The sequence below is a fragment of the Caballeronia sordidicola genome, from assembly GCF_002220365.1.
GTDB classification, from domain to species: Bacteria; Pseudomonadota; Gammaproteobacteria; order Burkholderiales; family Burkholderiaceae; genus Caballeronia; species Caballeronia sordidicola_C.
Map to the genome: position 1 here is coordinate 90,433 of NZ_MTHB01000256.1, position 17,754 is coordinate 108,186.

General features: G+C 59.6%; 16 protein-coding genes. 9 read left to right on the forward strand and 7 right to left on the reverse strand.

Annotated features, from left to right (window positions below; all coding sequences use genetic code 11):
• Window positions 1–210: 210 nt before the first annotated feature.
• The 5 genes from BSU04_RS36335 to BSU04_RS36355 are packed head-to-tail and all read right to left on the reverse strand — an operon-like array spanning window position 211 to window position 4,392.
• A complete protein-coding gene (locus BSU04_RS36335) occupies window positions 211–993 on the reverse strand; it encodes a glutaredoxin domain-containing protein (protein ID WP_089165057.1) in 783 nt (260 codons plus the stop codon).
• Window positions 994–1,020: 27 nt separating this feature from the next.
• Complete coding sequence (locus BSU04_RS36340; protein WP_089165058.1) at window positions 1,021–1,797, reverse strand: ABC transporter permease; 777 nt, start codon at window positions 1,795–1,797, stop codon at window positions 1,021–1,023.
• Entirely contained in the window at window positions 1,794–2,552 is a 759-nt protein-coding gene (locus BSU04_RS36345) for an ABC transporter permease (protein ID WP_089165059.1), read from the reverse strand. Before BSU04_RS36345 ends, BSU04_RS36340 begins: the two co-directional genes overlap by 4 nt.
• Window positions 2,549–3,397 carry an ABC transporter ATP-binding protein gene (locus tag BSU04_RS36350; RefSeq protein WP_089165060.1) on the reverse strand — a complete coding sequence of 283 codons (849 nt, stop codon included), beginning with the start codon at window positions 3,395–3,397 and terminating at the stop codon, window positions 2,549–2,551. The genes BSU04_RS36345 and BSU04_RS36350 overlap by 4 nt, the downstream gene beginning before the upstream one ends.
• A gap of 8 nt (window positions 3,398–3,405) precedes the next feature.
• Window positions 3,406–4,392, reverse strand: coding sequence for an ABC transporter substrate-binding protein (locus BSU04_RS36355; RefSeq protein ID WP_089165061.1), 987 nt, complete (start codon window positions 4,390–4,392; stop codon window positions 3,406–3,408).
• Window positions 4,393–4,651: 259 nt separating this feature from the next.
• Here BSU04_RS36355 and BSU04_RS36360 point away from each other — a divergent pair, with 259 nt between their 5' ends.
• The 5 genes from BSU04_RS36360 (at window position 4,652) to BSU04_RS36380 (ending at window position 9,798) form a co-directional block, all read left to right on the forward strand.
• A complete protein-coding gene (locus BSU04_RS36360) occupies window positions 4,652–5,371 on the forward strand; it encodes a GntR family transcriptional regulator (protein ID WP_179258560.1) in 720 nt (239 codons plus the stop codon).
• A gap of 62 nt (window positions 5,372–5,433) precedes the next feature.
• Window positions 5,434–6,834, forward strand: a complete 1,401-nt coding sequence (gene leuC, locus BSU04_RS36365) for a 3-isopropylmalate dehydratase large subunit (protein ID WP_089165063.1) — start codon at window positions 5,434–5,436, stop codon at window positions 6,832–6,834.
• Window positions 6,835–6,848: 14 nt separating this feature from the next.
• Complete coding sequence (leuD, locus tag BSU04_RS36370) at window positions 6,849–7,460, forward strand: 3-isopropylmalate dehydratase small subunit (RefSeq protein ID WP_089165064.1); 612 nt, start codon at window positions 6,849–6,851, stop codon at window positions 7,458–7,460.
• Between the two features lie 24 nt (window positions 7,461–7,484).
• Window positions 7,485–8,885 carry an MFS transporter gene (locus BSU04_RS36375; RefSeq protein ID WP_089165065.1) on the forward strand — a complete coding sequence of 467 codons (1,401 nt, stop codon included), beginning with the start codon at window positions 7,485–7,487 and terminating at the stop codon, window positions 8,883–8,885.
• 40 nt (window positions 8,886–8,925) lie between these two features.
• Window positions 8,926–9,798, forward strand: a complete 873-nt coding sequence (locus tag BSU04_RS36380) for an isocitrate lyase/PEP mutase family protein (protein WP_089165066.1) — start codon at window positions 8,926–8,928, stop codon at window positions 9,796–9,798.
• Between the two features lie 265 nt (window positions 9,799–10,063).
• Here BSU04_RS36380 and BSU04_RS36385 read toward each other — a convergent pair whose 3' ends face one another.
• A complete protein-coding gene (locus BSU04_RS36385; protein ID WP_218827403.1) occupies window positions 10,064–10,717 on the reverse strand; it encodes an isochorismatase family protein in 654 nt (217 codons plus the stop codon).
• A 114-nt stretch (window positions 10,718–10,831) separates the two neighbouring features.
• Entirely contained in the window at window positions 10,832–12,334 is a 1,503-nt protein-coding gene (locus BSU04_RS36390; RefSeq protein WP_089165067.1) for an alpha/beta fold hydrolase, read from the reverse strand.
• 352 nt (window positions 12,335–12,686) lie between these two features.
• Here BSU04_RS36390 and BSU04_RS36395 point away from each other — a divergent pair, with 352 nt between their 5' ends.
• The 4 genes from BSU04_RS36395 (at window position 12,687) to leuD (BSU04_RS36410) (ending at window position 17,749) form a co-directional block, all read left to right on the forward strand.
• Window positions 12,687–14,108: a spinster family MFS transporter gene (locus BSU04_RS36395; RefSeq protein ID WP_089165068.1), complete on the forward strand. Its 1,422-nt coding sequence runs from the start codon at window positions 12,687–12,689 to the stop codon at window positions 14,106–14,108.
• A 142-nt stretch (window positions 14,109–14,250) separates the two neighbouring features.
• Entirely contained in the window at window positions 14,251–15,432 is a 1,182-nt protein-coding gene (locus tag BSU04_RS36400) for a porin (protein WP_089165069.1), read from the forward strand.
• A gap of 257 nt (window positions 15,433–15,689) precedes the next feature.
• Window positions 15,690–17,135: a 3-isopropylmalate dehydratase large subunit gene (gene leuC / locus BSU04_RS36405; protein WP_256983726.1), complete on the forward strand. Its 1,446-nt coding sequence runs from the start codon at window positions 15,690–15,692 to the stop codon at window positions 17,133–17,135.
• Window positions 17,123–17,749, forward strand: coding sequence for a 3-isopropylmalate dehydratase small subunit (leuD, locus tag BSU04_RS36410; RefSeq protein WP_089165071.1), 627 nt, complete (start codon window positions 17,123–17,125; stop codon window positions 17,747–17,749). Before leuC (BSU04_RS36405) ends, leuD (BSU04_RS36410) begins: the two co-directional genes overlap by 13 nt.
• The last annotated feature ends 5 nt before the right edge of the window (window positions 17,750–17,754 follow it).

The following is a 17,754-nucleotide window of genomic DNA, read 5'->3' on the forward strand; positions in this document are numbered from 1 at the left end:
GGTCGGGACGAAGGAATGCTGGCCGCTCATTGGCGGCTCATTGGCGACTCATTGGCGAGCTTTAGCCGATCCATCTCAACACAGATGGACGTAAGAATAACTATAGTGAAGCGCAAAGACAAAGCAGATTAATTGCTCGTCCGAGTTAGAAAAACTCTTTCGATGAAAAGCCTGCTGGCGTCCATGTGAGGTCTCGGAACCGGCTCTATTTCACCGGTCCCACACCTCGTGCGGCAGAGGCAACCCTTCCAGATCGGCCGCCGTCACCGGCTCGACCGGCTTGATACCGTCGCTCTCCAGCATCAACATGATCTGCCGGGTGTGCTGGGCGGCATGCCATGCGGTGCGTTCGAGGATTTCGTGGAATGGCCGGACGCCATAGTAGGTTTGCACCTTGAAGTCCATGCTCGCATTCTTCTGCGTTTCCCACCATGCCAGGAACCGCGCATGCACATCCTCGCCCCACTTGGCGATGTCCTCGCCGCTCCACTCATTGGGCGGAAGTTCATCAAATGATTCGAAGCGCAACGCAATACCTTGCGCGGCCTCCATGCCCATTTCGGCGACGCGGAACACGTGAAACGCGAGTCCCGCCGGCGTCCGGTTGCGGTTGCGAAAAACCATCTTGAGTTGCCCGGGCGCGAACTGACGCACGTAGCGTGCGGTCGCGCTCATCACCAAGTCGAGCTTTGCCACGAGTTGCGCGGGCGGAAGCGGTTCCATCACGCGGGTTTTCAGATCAAGGAACTTGATGACGTCGTGGATCGATTGGCAGAACGTATAACGCTTGCCGATCGATACCACCGGCACGCTGCGCGCGCCAAGTTCTGTCAGTTGAGCACGTGCGGCGGGATCGTTATGAACGTCCAGTGATTCAAACTCTATACCCTGTTCCGTCAGAAATTCTTTCGTGCGCAAGCACGACGAGCACCCCGGTTGCCAGAACACTTTAATGTGCGCGGCGGTCGTTGGGTCAGTCGATGTCTCAGTCATGGTCGTTCTCCGGGATGAACGTGTCGGTCAAGGCGCTTTGATCAGGCGTTGATGCCACTTCAGCATCGCGAGATTCACTACAGTCGCGAAGATGAAAAGAAGACTCGCGAGCGCCATGATGGTCTGTGAATCGTTGCGGCTCATGGCAATCATCAGCATGTGTCCGATACCGCTTTGCGACGCGAACATCTCGCCTATCAGCGTGCCGAGCAGGGTCAGCGAAAAGCCGATACGCAAGCCCGCCAGCACTTCGGGCACGGCGGCCGGGAGCAATACGTGACGCGCATACGACACCGGACTCAACCGGCACGCGCGTGCCGTGCGTGCGAACACGGGACGCATGTTGCGCACGGCGTTCATTGTGAAAATGGTGATCGGGATGATGCCGTGGATCACACCGAAGGTGACCTTTGCATAAAGCCCGAGTCCGAACATCAGCAGTACGACGGGGTAGAGCGTGATCTTCGGAATGGCATAGAACGCCATCAGGATCGGCTCGACGATGTCGCCTGCCAGGCGCTGCGCGCCGAGCACCAGGCCAAGACACACGCCGCCCATGCACGATATCGCGAAGCCCAGCGCGAACGCGACCGCCGTCACGCGCAGGTTCTCCGGAAAGTCGTCGTCGCTCATGATCGACTTGAGCTTGAGGAACGTAAGCCACGGACCGGGCAGCACCTCGGCGCCGAGCAGCGAGCTTGCCACCTGCCAAAGCGCGAGGAGCGCAACGACGAGCAGCGCGCCATCGCTCCACTTGCGGTGCTGATGCGCCGGCTTAAGTGTCGACGTCAGCAAGGTGCTCATGCGGACGCCCTCCGGGTGCGGCTGTAGAGACGTTCCTCGGCCATGTGCAGCAGCATGTTCAGCGTGCCCACGAATACGAGCAGCAGAAGCATGAGGCCGTACATCGTCGGGTTGTCGAAGTTGTTATATGCATACGCGATCCGGAATCCGAAGCCTGAACCCGCCAGCACGAACTCGCCCGCGATCACTGCGATGAACGCATACACCACCGCCAATTTGACGCCCGTGAACACGTACGGCAGGCTTGCGGGCAGCGTGATCAGCCGGATTTCATCGATCGTGCTCATGCGCATCGCACGTGCCGAGCGCAACAGCACAGGCGCAACGCGTTCGAGTCCGTTGAGCGTGTTGGTCGCCATCGCGACGACGCCGAACAGAAAGCCGATCGCGACCAGCGGCCAGCGATTCAGGCCGAAGATGACGATCAGCACGGGATACACCACGAAGATAGGCACCGCGTAATACGAGAGCAGGAGCGGATCGACCACGCGGCGCAGGCGCGGCAGCTTGAAGAGGCACACGCCGAAAACGAAGCCGCCCGCGACCGCAAGCAGTACCGCGAGCGACGCATTGGCGAGCGTCTGCAGGATGTCGTTCGTGTAGTCGCCTGACGCCAGCAGCGCCCACGCGCCTTCTGCCATTTTCGAGGGAGGAATGAACGAGACCGGATCGATCCACGCGCGCCGGCTCGCGATTTCCAGCGCGCCGACGAAGGCCACGACAAGCACCAGACGCCACCGCGCGGCGAGCTTCATGACTGGTTACCGAGCGCCTTGAGCGCTTCGCCTCGTAGCAGGCTCCAGACCTTCGCCGTCAGTTCGCCGAAGCGCGGGTCGAGCGCGGTGTTGCTGTCGCGCTGCCGTGACCAGCCAGTATGTATGGTCTCGATAAAGCGGCCCGGACAGGACGACATTACACCGATACGGTCGGAGAGCAGCACGGCTTCATCGATGGAATGGGTAATCAGCATCACTGTCGCACCGGTCTCGCGCCACAGATTGAGCATCTCCTCACCCATCAGCAGGCGCGTTTGCTGGTCGAGCGCGCCGAAGGGTTCATCGAGCAGCATGAGGCGCGGACGAACGACCATTGCGCGGGCGATGCACACGCGCTGGCGCATGCCGCCCGAGAGTTGCACTGGATACGAATGCGTGAACGCCTTGAGGCCCATGAACGCGAGCGCATGCTCCACCCGCTCGCGGATCTCGTTCTCGGGCACGCCGGCGCGGCGCGCGCCGAACGCGGCGTTGTCGTAGACGTCGAGCCACGGAAACGTAGCGTCCTCCTGGAAGACTATGGCGACCCCTTCCGGCACTTTGTCGCGCACCGGCACACCTTCAAACGTGACGGTCCCGGAACTCGCGGCATTAAGACCCGCGATGACGTCGAGCAGTGTGGACTTGCCGCAGCCGGACGGGCCGACCACGGAAAAAAACTCGCCCGCCTGGAGATTCAGGCTGACGGGTCCGAGTGCATGAAACGGCGGCTTGCCTTTCTGGCCGGCGTAGATGCGAGTGACGTCGGTGAGGGCGGCATGGATCGCGCAGGGCGTGCTATCTGGCGCGCGATCCGGCACGACCGTCAGCGGTACGCGTTTCATCGGCAACCTCACTTGGTACGCTCGCTTGCCGGCAGCATGGATTCATCGACGATTTTCTTCCAGTCGAACGGACCCGGCTCGATCGCCTTGATCAGCACGAGACCCTTGACCACTTCGTCCATGCTCGTGTAGTTGAAGCGGCCGGTGCTCCAGTAGCTCGGGTCCGTGTCGAGGCAGTTGTCGATCGCGGATTTTGCGACGGCAGGGTCGATCTTGTAAGCCTTCGCGAGAATTTGTGCGGATTCCTCACGATGCGCAATGATGTACCGCACGCCTTTGCTGCGCGCATCGATGATCGCCTTCACCGTATCCGGATGCGCCTTCAGGTAGTCGGTGCGTACGACGCCCACGGTCTGCGTCTCGGCGGGCACGATGTCGGTCGAGCGGAACGCGATCCTCAATTGGTCCTTACGTGCGCTGAATGAGGGTTCGGTCATGTACGCGACATCCACGGCGTGCTGCTGCAGCGCGATCATCATCGTGCCGGATGCACCCACTGGCTTGCGCTGAACCTGGCCGCTCAATCCCGCGCGATCGAGTCCGACGATCGTGATCATTTCGGTCATCGACTTCGGGCTGCTATAGCCGATGGTCTTGCCTTTCATCTGCGCGATGCCATTCACGTTGCCGTCCTTCAATTCCACCCATAGCAAGTCCGCGACGCTCTGCACGCCGCTATGGACGATCGTGATCGGCACACCTTGCCTGATCGCGGCGATAGCCGCCGGCAACGCGACTTCGCCGTATGGAATCTCGGACGCCATCGCGTTACGCACCGACGTGCCGCCACCCTCTGACGTGATGAAGCCGGTGACGTCGACGCCGTTCTGTTTGAAATAGCCTTTGTCCAGCGCCACCGCGAAGGGCACGCCATACATGCCATCGATCCAGTGCGTCACGGTCAGCGTGGCGGCCTGGCTGGTGTTGGCCGCAGCGCTCACGGTCACGAATGCGGCGCATGCGGCAAGCCGCACCAGGGCATGGATGGCTTTCATCGGCTGTCTCCTGAACATCAGGTTTTGGTTTGTCTGTGTCGAAAGTGTAGGACACTTTTGGAGGCACGGACGAGGGTAATGCATTCTTGTTTACACCTAATTGCCGGATTTATCCCTTTAAAAATGGCGTTTTTCCCTTTCCGATCAGGGTATATGCTGATGCCGATCGACCGGATTGTCACTAGTTTTGTCCTACACTTTTGCTTGATACTTTAGCCAATCGGCACGGCAGCTTCCGCTGTGTCCAACCATGCAGATCATGAATTACGAATCAGTCGAAGATGCTGACGACGCCGTCCAAGCCGTCCTCGAGCCGGTCTTGCGCACCGGCGAGACGGTCGATCGCACCGCCGACCTGCTCAAGCGCAAGATCCTCGAGGGCAGTCTCGTGCCCGGTCAGCGCTTGATATCGCGCGATCTGGTCGAAGAACTCGGCATCAGCCGCGGTCCGCTGCGCGAAGCGTTCCGGCGTCTTGCCGCCGATGGCCTCGTCGACCTCATTCCGAATCGCGGCGCGGTAGTACGCCGTCTATCCGTCGATGAAATCGCGCACATCTATCAGATTCGCGAGGCGCTCGAAGGGTATGCGGCGCGGCGCGCGGCCCAGATGATCGATGAGGGCGACAACCGCGCCCGCTTTACCGAGGTGCTTGAGCGTGGACGGCGTCATTTCACGCAGCCCGATTTCCAGGCGTTCGTGGTGGACAACCGGCAGTTCCACAGGATCATCGTGGACATGTGCGGGAATCCTCAATTAAGCGAATTGATCGACAAGTATCAACTGCCGGTATTCATGATCCAGTTGCGCCAGCGCATTGGCGTTGACCAGATCGTGCGCAATTCCCTCGCTGAACATGAGGCGATCGCGACCGGAATTCTGGCGGGCGACCCGGATGCCGCTGAAGAAGCCATGCGCCGGCACCTGTGGCATTCAGCCGATGAACTCGTCAAGCTGCCAGCGCTGAAGCTGCCTGAGTGAAATTAACGTGGTAGGCAAGGCGGCCGAGGGTTCCATCCCGCCCAACGAAGAGGTACCGACGCGTGGCAAAGACCCTGTTCGATAAAATCTGGGATCAGCACGTCATCGAGGAATTGCCGGGCGGAGTGAGCCTGCTGCACGTCGATCGTCATCTGATGCACGAGTTGACGAGCGTGGCGGCGATTCGCCAACTGGAAGCACGCGGCGCGAAAGTTCATGATCCGTCACTCACGTTCGCCACGCTCGATCACGTGATCTCGACGCGCCCGGGCCGCACTGCCGGCGATGAAGCCTGGAGCACCATTGCGATCAAGACGCTGCGCGAGCAGACGGGGCGGCTCTCCATCACGCGTTTTGATGTCGATGACGGCCGTCAGGGCATCGTGCACGTGATCGGTCCGGAACTAGGGCTGACGTTGCCAGGCGTGCTGCTTGTCTGCGCCGACAGCCACACCTGCACGCATGGCGCGCTTGGCGCGATTGCTTTCGGCATCGGTTCGACCGAACAGGTACACGTGCTCGCCACGCAGACGATCCGCCAGAAGCGGCCCAAAACCTTGCGCGTGCGCTTCGAAGGCGCGACTCGACCCGGTGTGGAAGCGAAGGACATGATCCTGTACCTGATCGGCGCGCTGGGCACGTCGGGCGGGACGGGTTATGCCATTGAATATGCGGGTCAGGCGATCCGCGCTTTGCCAGTGGAAGCGCGCCTGACGCTCTGCAACCTGTCGATCGAACTCGGCGCAAAGATCGGCATGATCGCGCCCGACGACGTGACGTTCGCCTACATAGAGGGCCGCGATTATGCGCCAGCGGGCGCGGCGCTCGATAAAGCCATCGCGCAATGGCGGGAACTCGCAAGCACCGATGACGCCGTGTTCGACAAGGAAATCACGATCGATGCCACGCTGATTCGCCCGCAAATCACATGGGGCACGAGCCCGGAGCATGTGATCGCGATCGATGCGCAAGTGCCCGATCCGCTCAGCGAAGCCGACCCCGTGCGGCGCGAGTCGCTCAAGACGGCGCTGGCTTATATGCAGTTGACGCCGGGACAACGGCTCGATCAGACGCCAATCGACCGGGTGTTCATCGGATCGTGCACGAATAGCCGGCTGAGTGATTTGCGCAACGCGGCGCAAGTGGTCAAGGGCCGGCACGTGGCCGCGCATGTAACGGCGTGGGTGGTGCCGGGTTCCATCGAGGTCAAGCGCGACGCCGAACGTGAAGGTCTGGATCAAATCTTTCTGGACGCCGGTTTCGAGTGGCGCGAGCCGGGCTGTTCGATGTGTGTCGGCGCGAATGGCGACATGGTCGGGCCGGGCGAGCGTTGCGTATCAACGTCCAATCGCAACTTCGTCGGCAGGCAAGGTCCTGGCGCGCTCACGCATCTGGCAAGTCCGCGCGTGGCGGCGGCGAGCGCCATCGCCGGCAGGATCGCCATGCTGGCAGGGGAAGAGTAAGCGGAGGTCGGTGCATGAAAGCGTTCACTGTTTGCGAAGGCATCGCCGCGCCGCTTATGCGCGACAACATCGACACGGACATGATCGTACGCGTGGAGCGGATTGCCCAGCTCGGGCGTGGCCAGTTCGCGCCATGGGCGTTCGAGATGGCGCGCTATCAAGCCGATGGCGCCGAAGACCGCAGCTTCATCCTCAACCAGCCGCCATTCCGGGACGCGCAAATCCTGCTGTCCGGTGCGAATTTTGGCTGCGGCAGTTCGCGCGAGATGGCGGTCTGGGCGCTAGAGGAATTCGGCATCCGCTGCGTGATCGCGCAGAGCTTCGGCGATATCTTTTACGCCAACTGCCTGCAGAACGGGCTGTTGCCAATTCGCCTTGACGGGGCGCAGATCGAATCGTTGGCAAAGCCGGCCTTAATCGGTGAACGGCTTCGCGTCGATCTCCGGACGCGCACGATCCAGGCGCCCGGTATTGATCAAATTGCATTCGATTTCCCCGACGATCGCCGCGAAGCCTTGCTTGAAGGTATCGACGAGATCGACCAGACGATGAAACTCAACGCGCGCATCCTGGCGTTTCAGCGCAATGACGCGGTGACGCGGCCTTGGGTTTATGTGCAACGCTAACGAATATTGACTGGAGCTGAAAATATGGTGAGCAGTACTGTTCATGCAGGCGCACGACTCGACCGATTGCCTACGTCGCGATTCCACCGGCGGATCCTGTGGCTGATCGGCGGCGGCATGTTTCTCGATTCGTTCGATATCTACCTCGCCGGCGGCGTGCTTGGCGCGCTCACCCGCAGCGGCTGGTCGAGCATGACGCTGAACGCCGCGTTTTTATCTTCCACGTTCATAGGCATGTTGATTGGTGCGTTCACCGCCGGCATACTCGGCGATGCAAAAGGCCGTAAGTTTACCTATCAGTTCAATCTGGCGATCTTCGGGCTGGCATCGCTTGCCGGCGCGTTTGCCCCCAACATGACCTGGCTGATCGTGTGCCGCTTCTTCATGGGACTTGGACTGGGCGCGGAAATCGTTGTGGGCTATGGGTCCATCGGCGAATTCATTCCGCCTGCCGTGCGCGGCCGATGGTCGGCATATCTGTCGCTGATCACAAACTCCGCTCTGTTCTTTTCCACCTTCCTCGGCTACCTGCTGATTCCGGCAATCGGCTGGCGCGCGATGTTCGCGCTGGTCGGGGTTGGCGCAATGATCGTCTGGCTGCTGCGCAAGAAGATGCCCGAGTCGCCGCGCTGGCTCGAATCGAAAGGGCGGCTGGATGAAGCTGACGCGATCCTGAAGAACATCGAGGCGGAGACCGCAGAAGGGCGCGAATTGCCGCCTATCGTCGAACCCGCAGGCACGCCGATCCGCGCTACCACGCTTGGGACCACGCTCGGTAGCCTGTTCAGGCCGCCGCTGCTGCGCCGCACCGTGCTCGCAGTGACCATCCAGATAGCCATCAATGTTGTGATCTACGGGTTCATTGTGTGGGTGCCGACGTTCCTCATGAAGCAGGGGCTCGGCGTGGCGTCATCGCTCGGCTATTCCACGCTGATGTCGCTCGGCGGTCCCGCTGGCGCGCTGATCGGCGTGTTGATCGCCGATCGCATCGGCCGCAAGAACGGGCTGATCGGCATTGCGGTGCTGGCGGCGATCGTAGGCTGGCTTTACGGTAACTCTTCGAGCGTCGGGATGGCCACGTTGCTGGGCTTCACGCTATTCACGCTGACCTACCTCATGGTCGCGCTCGGCATCGCGACGTATATCCCCGAGCTGTTCGCCACCGAAAACCGCATGCGCGCGAATGGCATCGCGGGGTCGGCGGGGCGGCTGTCGGGCATTGTCGCGCCGCAACTGGTCGTGCTGATGTACGTGTCGGGCGGCATCAAGGACGTCCTGTCGATCATCAGCGGCGCGCTCGTCTTGATGGTCGCGGTGCTCGTGATCTTCGGCGTCGAAACGAACCGGCGTTCGCTAGAGGAAATCGCAGCCGTCTCCGACGTCGAATCGCTTCATCAACCTGCTGCCGAACTTCCCGGCAACTGACTCTATTCATTCATTTCATTAACTCAACGAGGTCGAGCACATGACTGCCAATTCCCGCAGAAAAGCCCTTAAAAGCAAGTTCGCGTCGCGCGAGATTGTCGTGGCGCCCGGCATCTTCGACATGATTTCCGTGCGGCTCGCGGATACCATGGGCTTTGATTGCCTTTACATGACCGGCTTCGGTACTGTGGCCTCCTACCTTGGAGAGCCGGATGCGGGACTCGCGACCTACACCGACATGGTCAACCGCGTCACCGCGTTTTGCGGCGCGGCGAAGACGCCGCTTATCTGCGACGCCGACACCGGCTACGGCGGTTTGCTCAATGTCGCGCACACGGTGCGGGGCTACGAACGCGCGGGCGCGGCGGGCATTCAGATCGAGGACCAGGAGTTTCCGAAAAAGTGCGGCCACACGCCCGGTCGACGGGTCATCGCAATGGACGACATGGTGAAGAAGATCAAGGTCGCAACCGAGGCACGCGAGGACGCTGACTTTCAGATCATCGCGCGAACCGATGCACGCACATCGCTCGGTCTCGATGAAGCGTTGCGTCGCGGCGAAGCGTATGCGAAAGCGGGCGCGGACGTGGTGTTCATTGAATCGCCGGAAAGCGTGGAAGAACTGGAGAAGATCGGCAAGTCGTTCGATGTGCCGTTGCTCGTCAATGTGGTTGAAGGAGGGCGCACGCCGCAGTTGCCGCCCGCCGAACTGCAGCGGCTCGGCTTCGCGCTGGCGATCTATCCGTCGGCTGGCTTCTTGAGCGTGGCGCGTGCCCTCGAAAAAGCGTACGGCGAAATCAAGGCGATGAAAGGCACCGCGGCTCTTGAAAGCGAGCAGATGCCGTTCAAGGACATGTGCGAACTGATGGGCTTTCCGGCGGTATGGGAGTTTGATCGGTTGCATGCAGAGTGACACTGACGTGCCTACACTGAAGGAGGGCGTCAAGCTTCGACGTCCTGAACGGCCGAAAAATGCTGCGCCTGCGATGACGCTGTACTAGGGAGCCGCGACGCCAAGCGCGGATTCGAACAATTGATTGGTCATAGCGTGTTGGCTTGGCATGAGTGATTCCCGGATTCTGCCGCAATCACCCGCGACTCGGCTCACCGCTTGACGGCGCAGCAAAGCTTCGTTGCGTCGGGCTTACGCCCGCTGTCGACCAGCCAAACACACCCGCTCAAAATTTAAAAGAGGCTATCAGATCAAGCGCTTCGCCCTCGTCAACGACTTCCGCATACTTGGCCTGAAGGTCGAACAGATTGCTTTCGTGAGGCGCAAGCGCACGATCGCCGCAAGCATCGCGCACGACAAACGGCGTAAAGCCGTACTGCAATGCGTCGAGCGCCGTCGCCCTGACGCAGCCGGAGGTTGAAAAACCCATGATGAGCAGCGTGTCCACGCCAAGCGCGGCCAAACTTGATGTCAGGCTCGTGCCGAAGAATGCCGAAGCATACTGCTTGGTGACGACCAACTCGTCTGCGAGAGGTTGGAGGGTTGAGGGAAAGGCACCGAATGGTGAGTCCCCGAGGAAGCTTTCAAGCGCGCGAATCTTCTTGTAGAAGAGCCCCCCGTCCATGCCGTTCGCATTGTATTTAACCCGGGTGAAAACCACCGGAATCCCGGCGACACGAGCGGCTGCTGTGAGTCGCTGGCAAGCCGCTAGCGCTCTCACGAAGCCCGCCGCATAGAGCGGGCTTGCTCTATCAAGATAGGCCTGGACGACATCCACGAGGAGCACGGCCGGGCGGTTCCCGAATGCGAGGTGCCCGTCAAATCCGGCTTTGTTGTAGTCGGCTTGCAAGTCTTCTTGCTTATGGATGGTGTTAGTCACGCAGGTACTCCGTAGAGGTGGATCGAAGGTGGCGCGTAGAAGGTCAAGGTCCCGTAGCTCGCGTCAATGCGCTTAGCTGTTCAGCGTTTGCGCCTCCCGCTCTGAGCAGTCACTTCATTCGCTCGCGAAACGCAACGCGCCCGACCGGAAACGCCACGCCGATGGCCCTTCTTTCAAGGCTTCAATGGTGCGGCGGTGTATGGTTTCTGTGTCGAGGCTGTCGCCGAATGCGGGCTGCGCGGATGGTTGACGATCGAGCCAGTGTCCGAAGATAGCCTCGTCGCGCATGTGGTACCAGGCGGCTGCCAGATGTGCGCCATCGGCGCTGACGGAAAGGCTGCCGGGCACGGTGACTGTTTCCAATGAGGCGCAGCGCGGCCTTGCAGAGGTATATAGATGCGGATACAGGTCCTGAAGCGCGTGCGCCACCCATGTACCCAGCCCCTCGCCATCGACATCTGCGGCACTGATGCCGCATTGCGTGACGGCAGCATGGACCGCCTGCGCGGCATCGATGAATGCAGTGTCGCCCGTTGAGTCGATCGCATCCGAATCGCCGTGCCCAGGCAAATCTGGTGCGATGACTGGCCGTCCCTGCGCACATGCCCGCTCAATATAGCGATCCATGCCACGGGCGCCCCCGGGTGACCCGTGCAACACGATTAGTGGCTTGCCCGTGCCGCCGAGTGTGCCGCGCAGGTGCATGCGCGATGAGCTGGCGCGAACATAGGCGTCGCCAGCCGCGACCGCAGGCAACTTTGCCTCGATGCAGGCGTTCGTATGGGAGCTTCCGCAGGGTTCTGCTTTTCCCAGGAGACGCCAGATGGCCGTGGCCCACGCTTGCCTGTCGTCGGGAAAAGTGGCTAATTCAACACCTGGCGGTAGTGTGCCAAGACGTTCGAGATGCCCGAATAGCATGTCATCGTGTCGCGCGCCAATACAGGTGGGCACCCGCAGGTGCGGGAGCCAGCGTTGAGGGATGAACGAGAACGCTGCTGTATAAGGGGCGCGGTAGTTGTCACCCGCTGCGAGCAGATCGAGTGCCACTTCGTGCAACTGCAGTGCCGAAGGAAATGCCGTTCGAAGGCGCGCGCCGGCACCACGGTGATTCCACGGAAAGAAAATGTATTGATCGCGCACGCGAGCCCAAAGCCACGCTAGATGGGTTCCGTCAACGTGAGGCGTGAAGGGAGGAAGGTAGCCCGCTAGAATCGCCGCGCGTTCGTCGGCGCAAAATGCGCTCAGCCCATCGAGTACCAGTTGCGACACCCGCTCGGGATAGAGCGCGGCGAACGTCAGAGCGATTGCCGCACCGGTATGGGTGCCGTAGGTTGGCGCGCATTGGATGCCGAGGGCATCCAACGTTGCTGCGAATGCATGGGCGTAGTCGGGGACATCTGGGCGCCCGAGCGGTAAAGGCGCGGAATAACCGCAACCGGGTGTGTCGAAGGCGAACACGGTTATATCTGCGGGGCACGCCTGCATCAATGGCACGAGCGCGATTGACGACCGGGGTGAGGCGTGCAGCAGGACGACCGGAGGTCCGTCGCCGCTACGCCGATAGTGCACCAGCCGACCATCAACGCAGACGTAATGCGAAGTGACAAGACGAGCCATGGATAAGGGTCCGGATACAGGGAGAATGAGGTGCGCTTGAAGAAGCAAATATGTCAACCACGCTAGGTAACCACATTAGGCAACCAGCGGCCTCTCTGCAAATCGCGTGTAGGCAGTCTTCGCTACGTGGATAGCCCGGTCCAGTGCCATAGCCGCGCGAACCGGCTTTTGACGTGAGTAAAGTAAAATATTCCTTAAAAACAGGCGGCGCGGAGCAACTGTCTGTTCATCTGTCGGATTTTCCTCCAACGGTTTTGACGCCCGAATACTGGCTGACGAAATTGTTTCGTGACGAAGATTCATACGTCATCACGAAGTTGTCCAACAACACGAATTCAACTGGAAAAATTCCATGGCGCACGTTAACTTGAATGCTGCCGGCGATCTGGCTCGGGAGAGTCTGGAAGAGGAGGCTCATGCCACCTCGAATGCGTTACCGGACCCTGTGCCATGGCCCCGCCCTGGTCTTGCGTGGTACACGGTCGCGATCCTTCTGATCGCATATATGTTTGCTTACGTGGATCGCGCGATTCTCACCGTTCTGGTGGAGCCGATCCAGCGCGATTTTCATATCAACGATACGCAGATCGGTCTGTTGCATGGCTTCGCCTTCGTGATCTTTTATGCGAGCCTCGGCGTGCCTCTTGGCTATATCGCAGATCGTTTCAGCCGCAAGAAGTTGATCGTGGTCAGCATTGCGCTTTGGAGCCTGGCGACGGCGAGTGGTGCAATGACGAAGTCCTTTGGCGGGCTGTTCGCCAGCCGTATTGCGGTGGGAATTGGTGAGGCTGGACTGTCGCCAGCCAGTTATTCCATGATTGCCGATAATTTCGCGCCCGCCAAACGCAGTCTGGCGACGGGAATTTATACGATCGCCATCTACCTTGGCGGTGGCATGGCCATTCTTATTGGCGGTGCGCTCGTCGCTATTATTGGGCCGGCGCCGACTGTGGTCGTGCCGGTATTAGGCACCATTCGCGCATGGCAATTGCTCTTTTTGATGGTGGGATTACCGGGCCTGATCGTTTCAGCCGTTGCACTTACGCTTCGTGAACCCGCACGTCACGCGGTAAGTGACGAGGTTCCCGGACAAACGCTTGGTTCCAAGTTGGCCGAGGTCTTGTCGCATATCAAGAGCTTGCGGCGCCTCTACCTCTGCCACTTCTTTGGATTTGCCTTTCTCGGTGTTTCGTTCAACGTCGTCCTGCTGTGGGCCCGGCCGTATCTCTCGCGCTCATTCGGCATGGGACGCAGTGATGCTGCGATGCTGGTCGGAACGTTGATGATCGTATTTGCCACTGCCGGGATCATTTGCGGTAGCCTGCTGGCCGATCGCTGGCAGGCGCGTGGCAAGGTGGATGCGACGGTACGCGTCGGCCTTCTTGCAAGCTCGATGATTTTGATCCCACTCATTGCCTATCCGATGATGTCGAGCGTGTTCAGCGTTGGCATCTGTCTCGCGTTGCTGCTCTTTTGCGGCGCGTTTTCTTTCGGCGCCGCTCCTCCTGCGTTGCACCTCGTCACCCCTAACCGGATGAGGGCCATTGCGTCGGGCCTGTACCTGATGGTCAATAACCTGGTTGCACTCACCGTAGGCCCGACGCTGACGGGGGCGTTGACCGATTACGTATTCCACGATCCCAGGCAGATCGGTCTGGCAAGCAGCATCGTGGGGGCGGGAAGTGCCTGCATCGCGATAGTTTTGTTTGCTCTGATGCTACGTCCCTATCGGGAGGCCGCAATTCGCCTTTCTCCCGGAGTAGTAAAGGCATAGCAGAGAAAGAACCAAAAGATCAATTGGAAAAAACACAGAATTTTCATTCGTCTTTTTAGACAGATCAGGATCCCGTCGTAGAGGGTGCTGTCTTGAGAGGCGAGTCGCGCTGATTTCAACACTATATATTTCGGAGTGCAAAATGAAATACACCATATTGACTGTTTGCTCGATGGGATTGATGTGCGCTACTGCGCACGCGCAAACAAGTGTGACGCTGTACGGTGTTGTCGACGCTGGCATTGCCTACAGTTCAAATTCGAACGGGGCGCGCCAGTACTACATGAATAGTGCAAATGCCGGGGGTAATCGCTGGGGGCTGATTGGATCGGAAGATCTGGGTGGCGGGCTGACGGCAGTGTTCAACCTGGAGGCAGGATTCAGCAGCACAACGGGGGCGATCGGACAAGGCGGAACGGAGTTCGGACGCAACGCTATTGTAGGCATTTCCAGCTCAAAATACGGAACGGTCACTTTAGGGCGACAGAGCGAGTCTCAGTACGATTTTCTGTTTCGATACTCTGCGGGAGGATGGTGGGCGACGCCGGGGTCGGGATATGCCTCCCATCCCGGCGATCTCGACAATCTCGACAACTTTAATCGAGTGAACAACTCCGTAAAATTCAAGAGCATCTCGTATGGCGGCTTGACGGTTGGCGGCATCTACGGGTTCGGAAACAAGGCTGGAGACGTCACGCAAAATCAGATCTGGTCTCTCGCGGCAGCTTATGCGTTTGGTCCCTTTAGTCTCGCCGCTGGCTACTACAACGCGCGCGATCCAAACTATTCTGCATTTGGTAACCAGGCAAACGGCAGCACTGTAAGTACTAACATCACGAACCTTGCGATCGCCGGGTATGCATCGGCCAGAACGCAGCAGATCATCGCTGCGGGGGGGCAATATATCGCCGGTCCAGTGACTCTAAGTCTGCTTTACACCAATGCACAATTCAAGGATGTCGGTTCGGTCGCTGTTCAAGGATTGTCCGCGACGCAACAGGCCTTCAGGGGCACGGCAGTATTCAACAGCTATGAAGCAGGCCTGCAATATCAGCTGACGCCGGCTTTGGCGCTCGGCGTCGCCTACTGGTACACGCATAACGGCAACCTATCCGGTCTTGGAACTGCGCATTACGAGCAGATTGACGTCGGAGCGGACTATAGCTTGTCCAAGCGCACCGATGTTTACGCCTATGGGGTCTACGAACGGGCTGGCGGCACGGACTCCACCGGTGCTCCGGCAAGAGCGGCGATCACCTTTGCGTCGCCATCGAGCAGCAACGCTCAGACTATTGCCATCGTCGGTATGAGGCACAGGTTTTAATCAGGCGAGGGCGGAAGTCGACGGCCGCGTTGCCGTCAATGATGCCGCCGGGGCCTTTGCTGGTTCGTTACCTGTTCATGCATTCATATCCTGGCGAGCGGCGGCATCCGCCTGTCGGATACGAATACGCCCCGGATTTCCCGGTCATCCAGCGCCACGTAACATCAATATGAGTTCAAGGTTCTGCACACGCGCGTTGTGTGGAAGCTGTCCGAAAAAGTCGGGCAATGCTCGGCACCAGTACTCAAGGAGACTTTTTGAACGCTCAAACGCTGTATGACAAGCTTTGGAAGTCTCATCTTGTCCGTGAATATGCCGGTGGAGCGGGTCTGTTGTACATAGACCGGCAGTTGTTGCACGAGGTGAGCAGTCCGCAAGCTTTTGCCGGCATGAGATCCAGCGGTCGGGAGATCAGACGCCCAAACAGTCACCTGCTCGTTGCCGATCATGCGATTCCTACACGCCGGCCGAGCGATGGCCGCATACCCAACGAACAAGCACGTGCGCAAGTCCAGCTTCTTGCGGACAACGCCATCGAATTCGAGCTCGCTCATTTCGGCATGAGCGATGCACGACACGGCATTGTCCACGTGATCGGACCGGAGCAAGGCTTTACTCAACCTGGGATCACGTTAGTGTGTGGCGACTCTCATACGACGACACATGGAGCCTTCGGCGCACTGGCTTTCGGCATTGGCGCATCAGAATGCGAGCGCGTGCTTGCCACCCAGACTCTGCGGCAAACACGCGCCCGCAATCTGCGAGTCTGCGCAGAGGGAGCCTTTACTTCCGGGGTGTTCGCGAAGGATCTTGCGCTTGCGATTGTCGGCACGATAGGCGCGTCCGGCGGACAGGGCTATGCCATTGAATACTGCGGCGAGACGGTGCGTCAGTTATCAATGGAGGCGCGCATGACGCTTTGCAACATGACCATCGAGGCAGGCTCCCGAGTAGGTCTGATTGCTCCTGACGACACGACTTTCGCTTATATCGAGGGCCGCCCCAACACGCCCCATGGCGCCGCGTGGGAACGAGCCCTCGACTACTGGCGCTCGTTGCCAACCGATGCAACAGCACGTTACGAACAAGAAATTTATATTTCTGCGGAGTTGCTTGAACCACAGGTCACCTGGGGCACAAGTCCGGACCAGGTAGTGCCCATAACGGGATATCTGCCGGATCCGTCGCTGCAGGAATGCGAAATGGCAAGCAAGAAGATAGCGCGAGCACTAGCCTATATGGGGCTTGAGCCTGCAGCGGCCGTTGAGGGTATCGCGATCGACCAGGTGTTCATCGGGTCCTGCACAAACGGGCGCATAGAGGACCTGCGTGCAGCCGCAGCCGTGTTGCGCGGACGGCACATAGCGGACTCGGTGCAAGCATTGGTGGTGCCCGGTTCTGCGCAGGTTAAGCGAAATGCGGAGTCCGAGGGGCTCGATCGTGTATTCATCGAAGCAGGATTCGAATGGCGTCACGCAGGATGCTCGCTGTGCGTCGCCATGAACGACGACCGACTTGCTCCAGGTAAGCGCTGCGCATCAACGTCGAACCGGAATTTCGAGGGCCGACAGGGCGCGGGAGCGAGAACACATCTGATGAGCCCAGCGATGGCTGCCGCCGCTGCTGTCACAGGGCGCATCACCGACGTACGCACACTCTTACAGGGTCGCCCTGCCGGACAAGGTGCACCGTGGAAAAGTTGACACAAGTGACGTCGATCCCGGCATCGCTTCCCGATGCCAACATCGATACCGACATTATTTTTCCTGCAAGATTTCTGCTGATCACGGAGAAACGCGGACTCGGCCGATACGCATTCTATGAAAAACGCTTTGACGCGGATGGCGCTGCACGCGACGATTTCGTGCTGAACCGCGAGCCATGGAACAAGTCCTCGATCCTGATTACCGGAGACAATTTTGGCTGCGGCTCCAGCCGCGAGCAGGCGCCATGGGCGCTATACGACTTAGGAATTCGCTGCGTCGTGTCTACAAGCTTTGGTGAAATTTTCGAGGCTAACTGCTTGAACAACGGCATTTTGCCGGTGATGGTGAAACAGGTGGAACTCGCCGCACTGCACGAGGATGCAGGCTGTGCCCGCGAGTTGACCGCAGATCTTGTAGCGCGAGCGCTTGTGCGACATGACGGTACGCGAATTCCCATTGGTCTTCCTGAGTGGCAAAGCCAGGCCTTGCTCAATGGTTGGGACGAAATCGACCGCGCATTAAAAGAGGACTGCGAGCACACCGAACGCTTCGAGATCTTCCAGCGCGAAACCATGTCGTGGCTTTATGACAATGAAACACGTCACACCTAAACTTT

What these genes read in the sequence shown, in the direction of transcription:
- BSU04_RS36335 (WP_089165057.1), bottom strand. Translation starts at nt 993, where the DNA reads ATGACTGAGACATCGACTGACCCAACGACCGCCGCGCACATTAAAGTG.
- BSU04_RS36340 (WP_089165058.1), bottom strand. Translation starts at nt 1,797, where the DNA reads ATGAGCACCTTGCTGACGTCGACACTTAAGCCGGCGCATCAGCACCGC.
- BSU04_RS36345 (WP_089165059.1), bottom strand. Translation starts at nt 2,552, where the DNA reads ATGAAGCTCGCCGCGCGGTGGCGTCTGGTGCTTGTCGTGGCCTTCGTC.
- BSU04_RS36350 (WP_089165060.1), bottom strand. Translation starts at nt 3,397, where the DNA reads ATGAAACGCGTACCGCTGACGGTCGTGCCGGATCGCGCGCCAGATAGC.
- BSU04_RS36355 (WP_089165061.1), bottom strand. Translation starts at nt 4,392, where the DNA reads ATGAAAGCCATCCATGCCCTGGTGCGGCTTGCCGCATGCGCCGCATTC.
- BSU04_RS36360 (WP_179258560.1), top strand. Translation starts at nt 4,652, where the DNA reads ATGAATTACGAATCAGTCGAAGATGCTGACGACGCCGTCCAAGCCGTC.
- leuD (WP_089165064.1), top strand. Translation starts at nt 6,849, where the DNA reads ATGAAAGCGTTCACTGTTTGCGAAGGCATCGCCGCGCCGCTTATGCGC.
- BSU04_RS36375 (WP_089165065.1), top strand. Translation starts at nt 7,485, where the DNA reads ATGGTGAGCAGTACTGTTCATGCAGGCGCACGACTCGACCGATTGCCT.
- BSU04_RS36380 (WP_089165066.1), top strand. Translation starts at nt 8,926, where the DNA reads ATGACTGCCAATTCCCGCAGAAAAGCCCTTAAAAGCAAGTTCGCGTCG.
- BSU04_RS36390 (WP_089165067.1), bottom strand. Translation starts at nt 12,334, where the DNA reads ATGGCTCGTCTTGTCACTTCGCATTACGTCTGCGTTGATGGTCGGCTG.
- BSU04_RS36395 (WP_089165068.1), top strand. Translation starts at nt 12,687, where the DNA reads ATGGCGCACGTTAACTTGAATGCTGCCGGCGATCTGGCTCGGGAGAGT.
- BSU04_RS36400 (WP_089165069.1), top strand. Translation starts at nt 14,251, where the DNA reads ATGAAATACACCATATTGACTGTTTGCTCGATGGGATTGATGTGCGCT.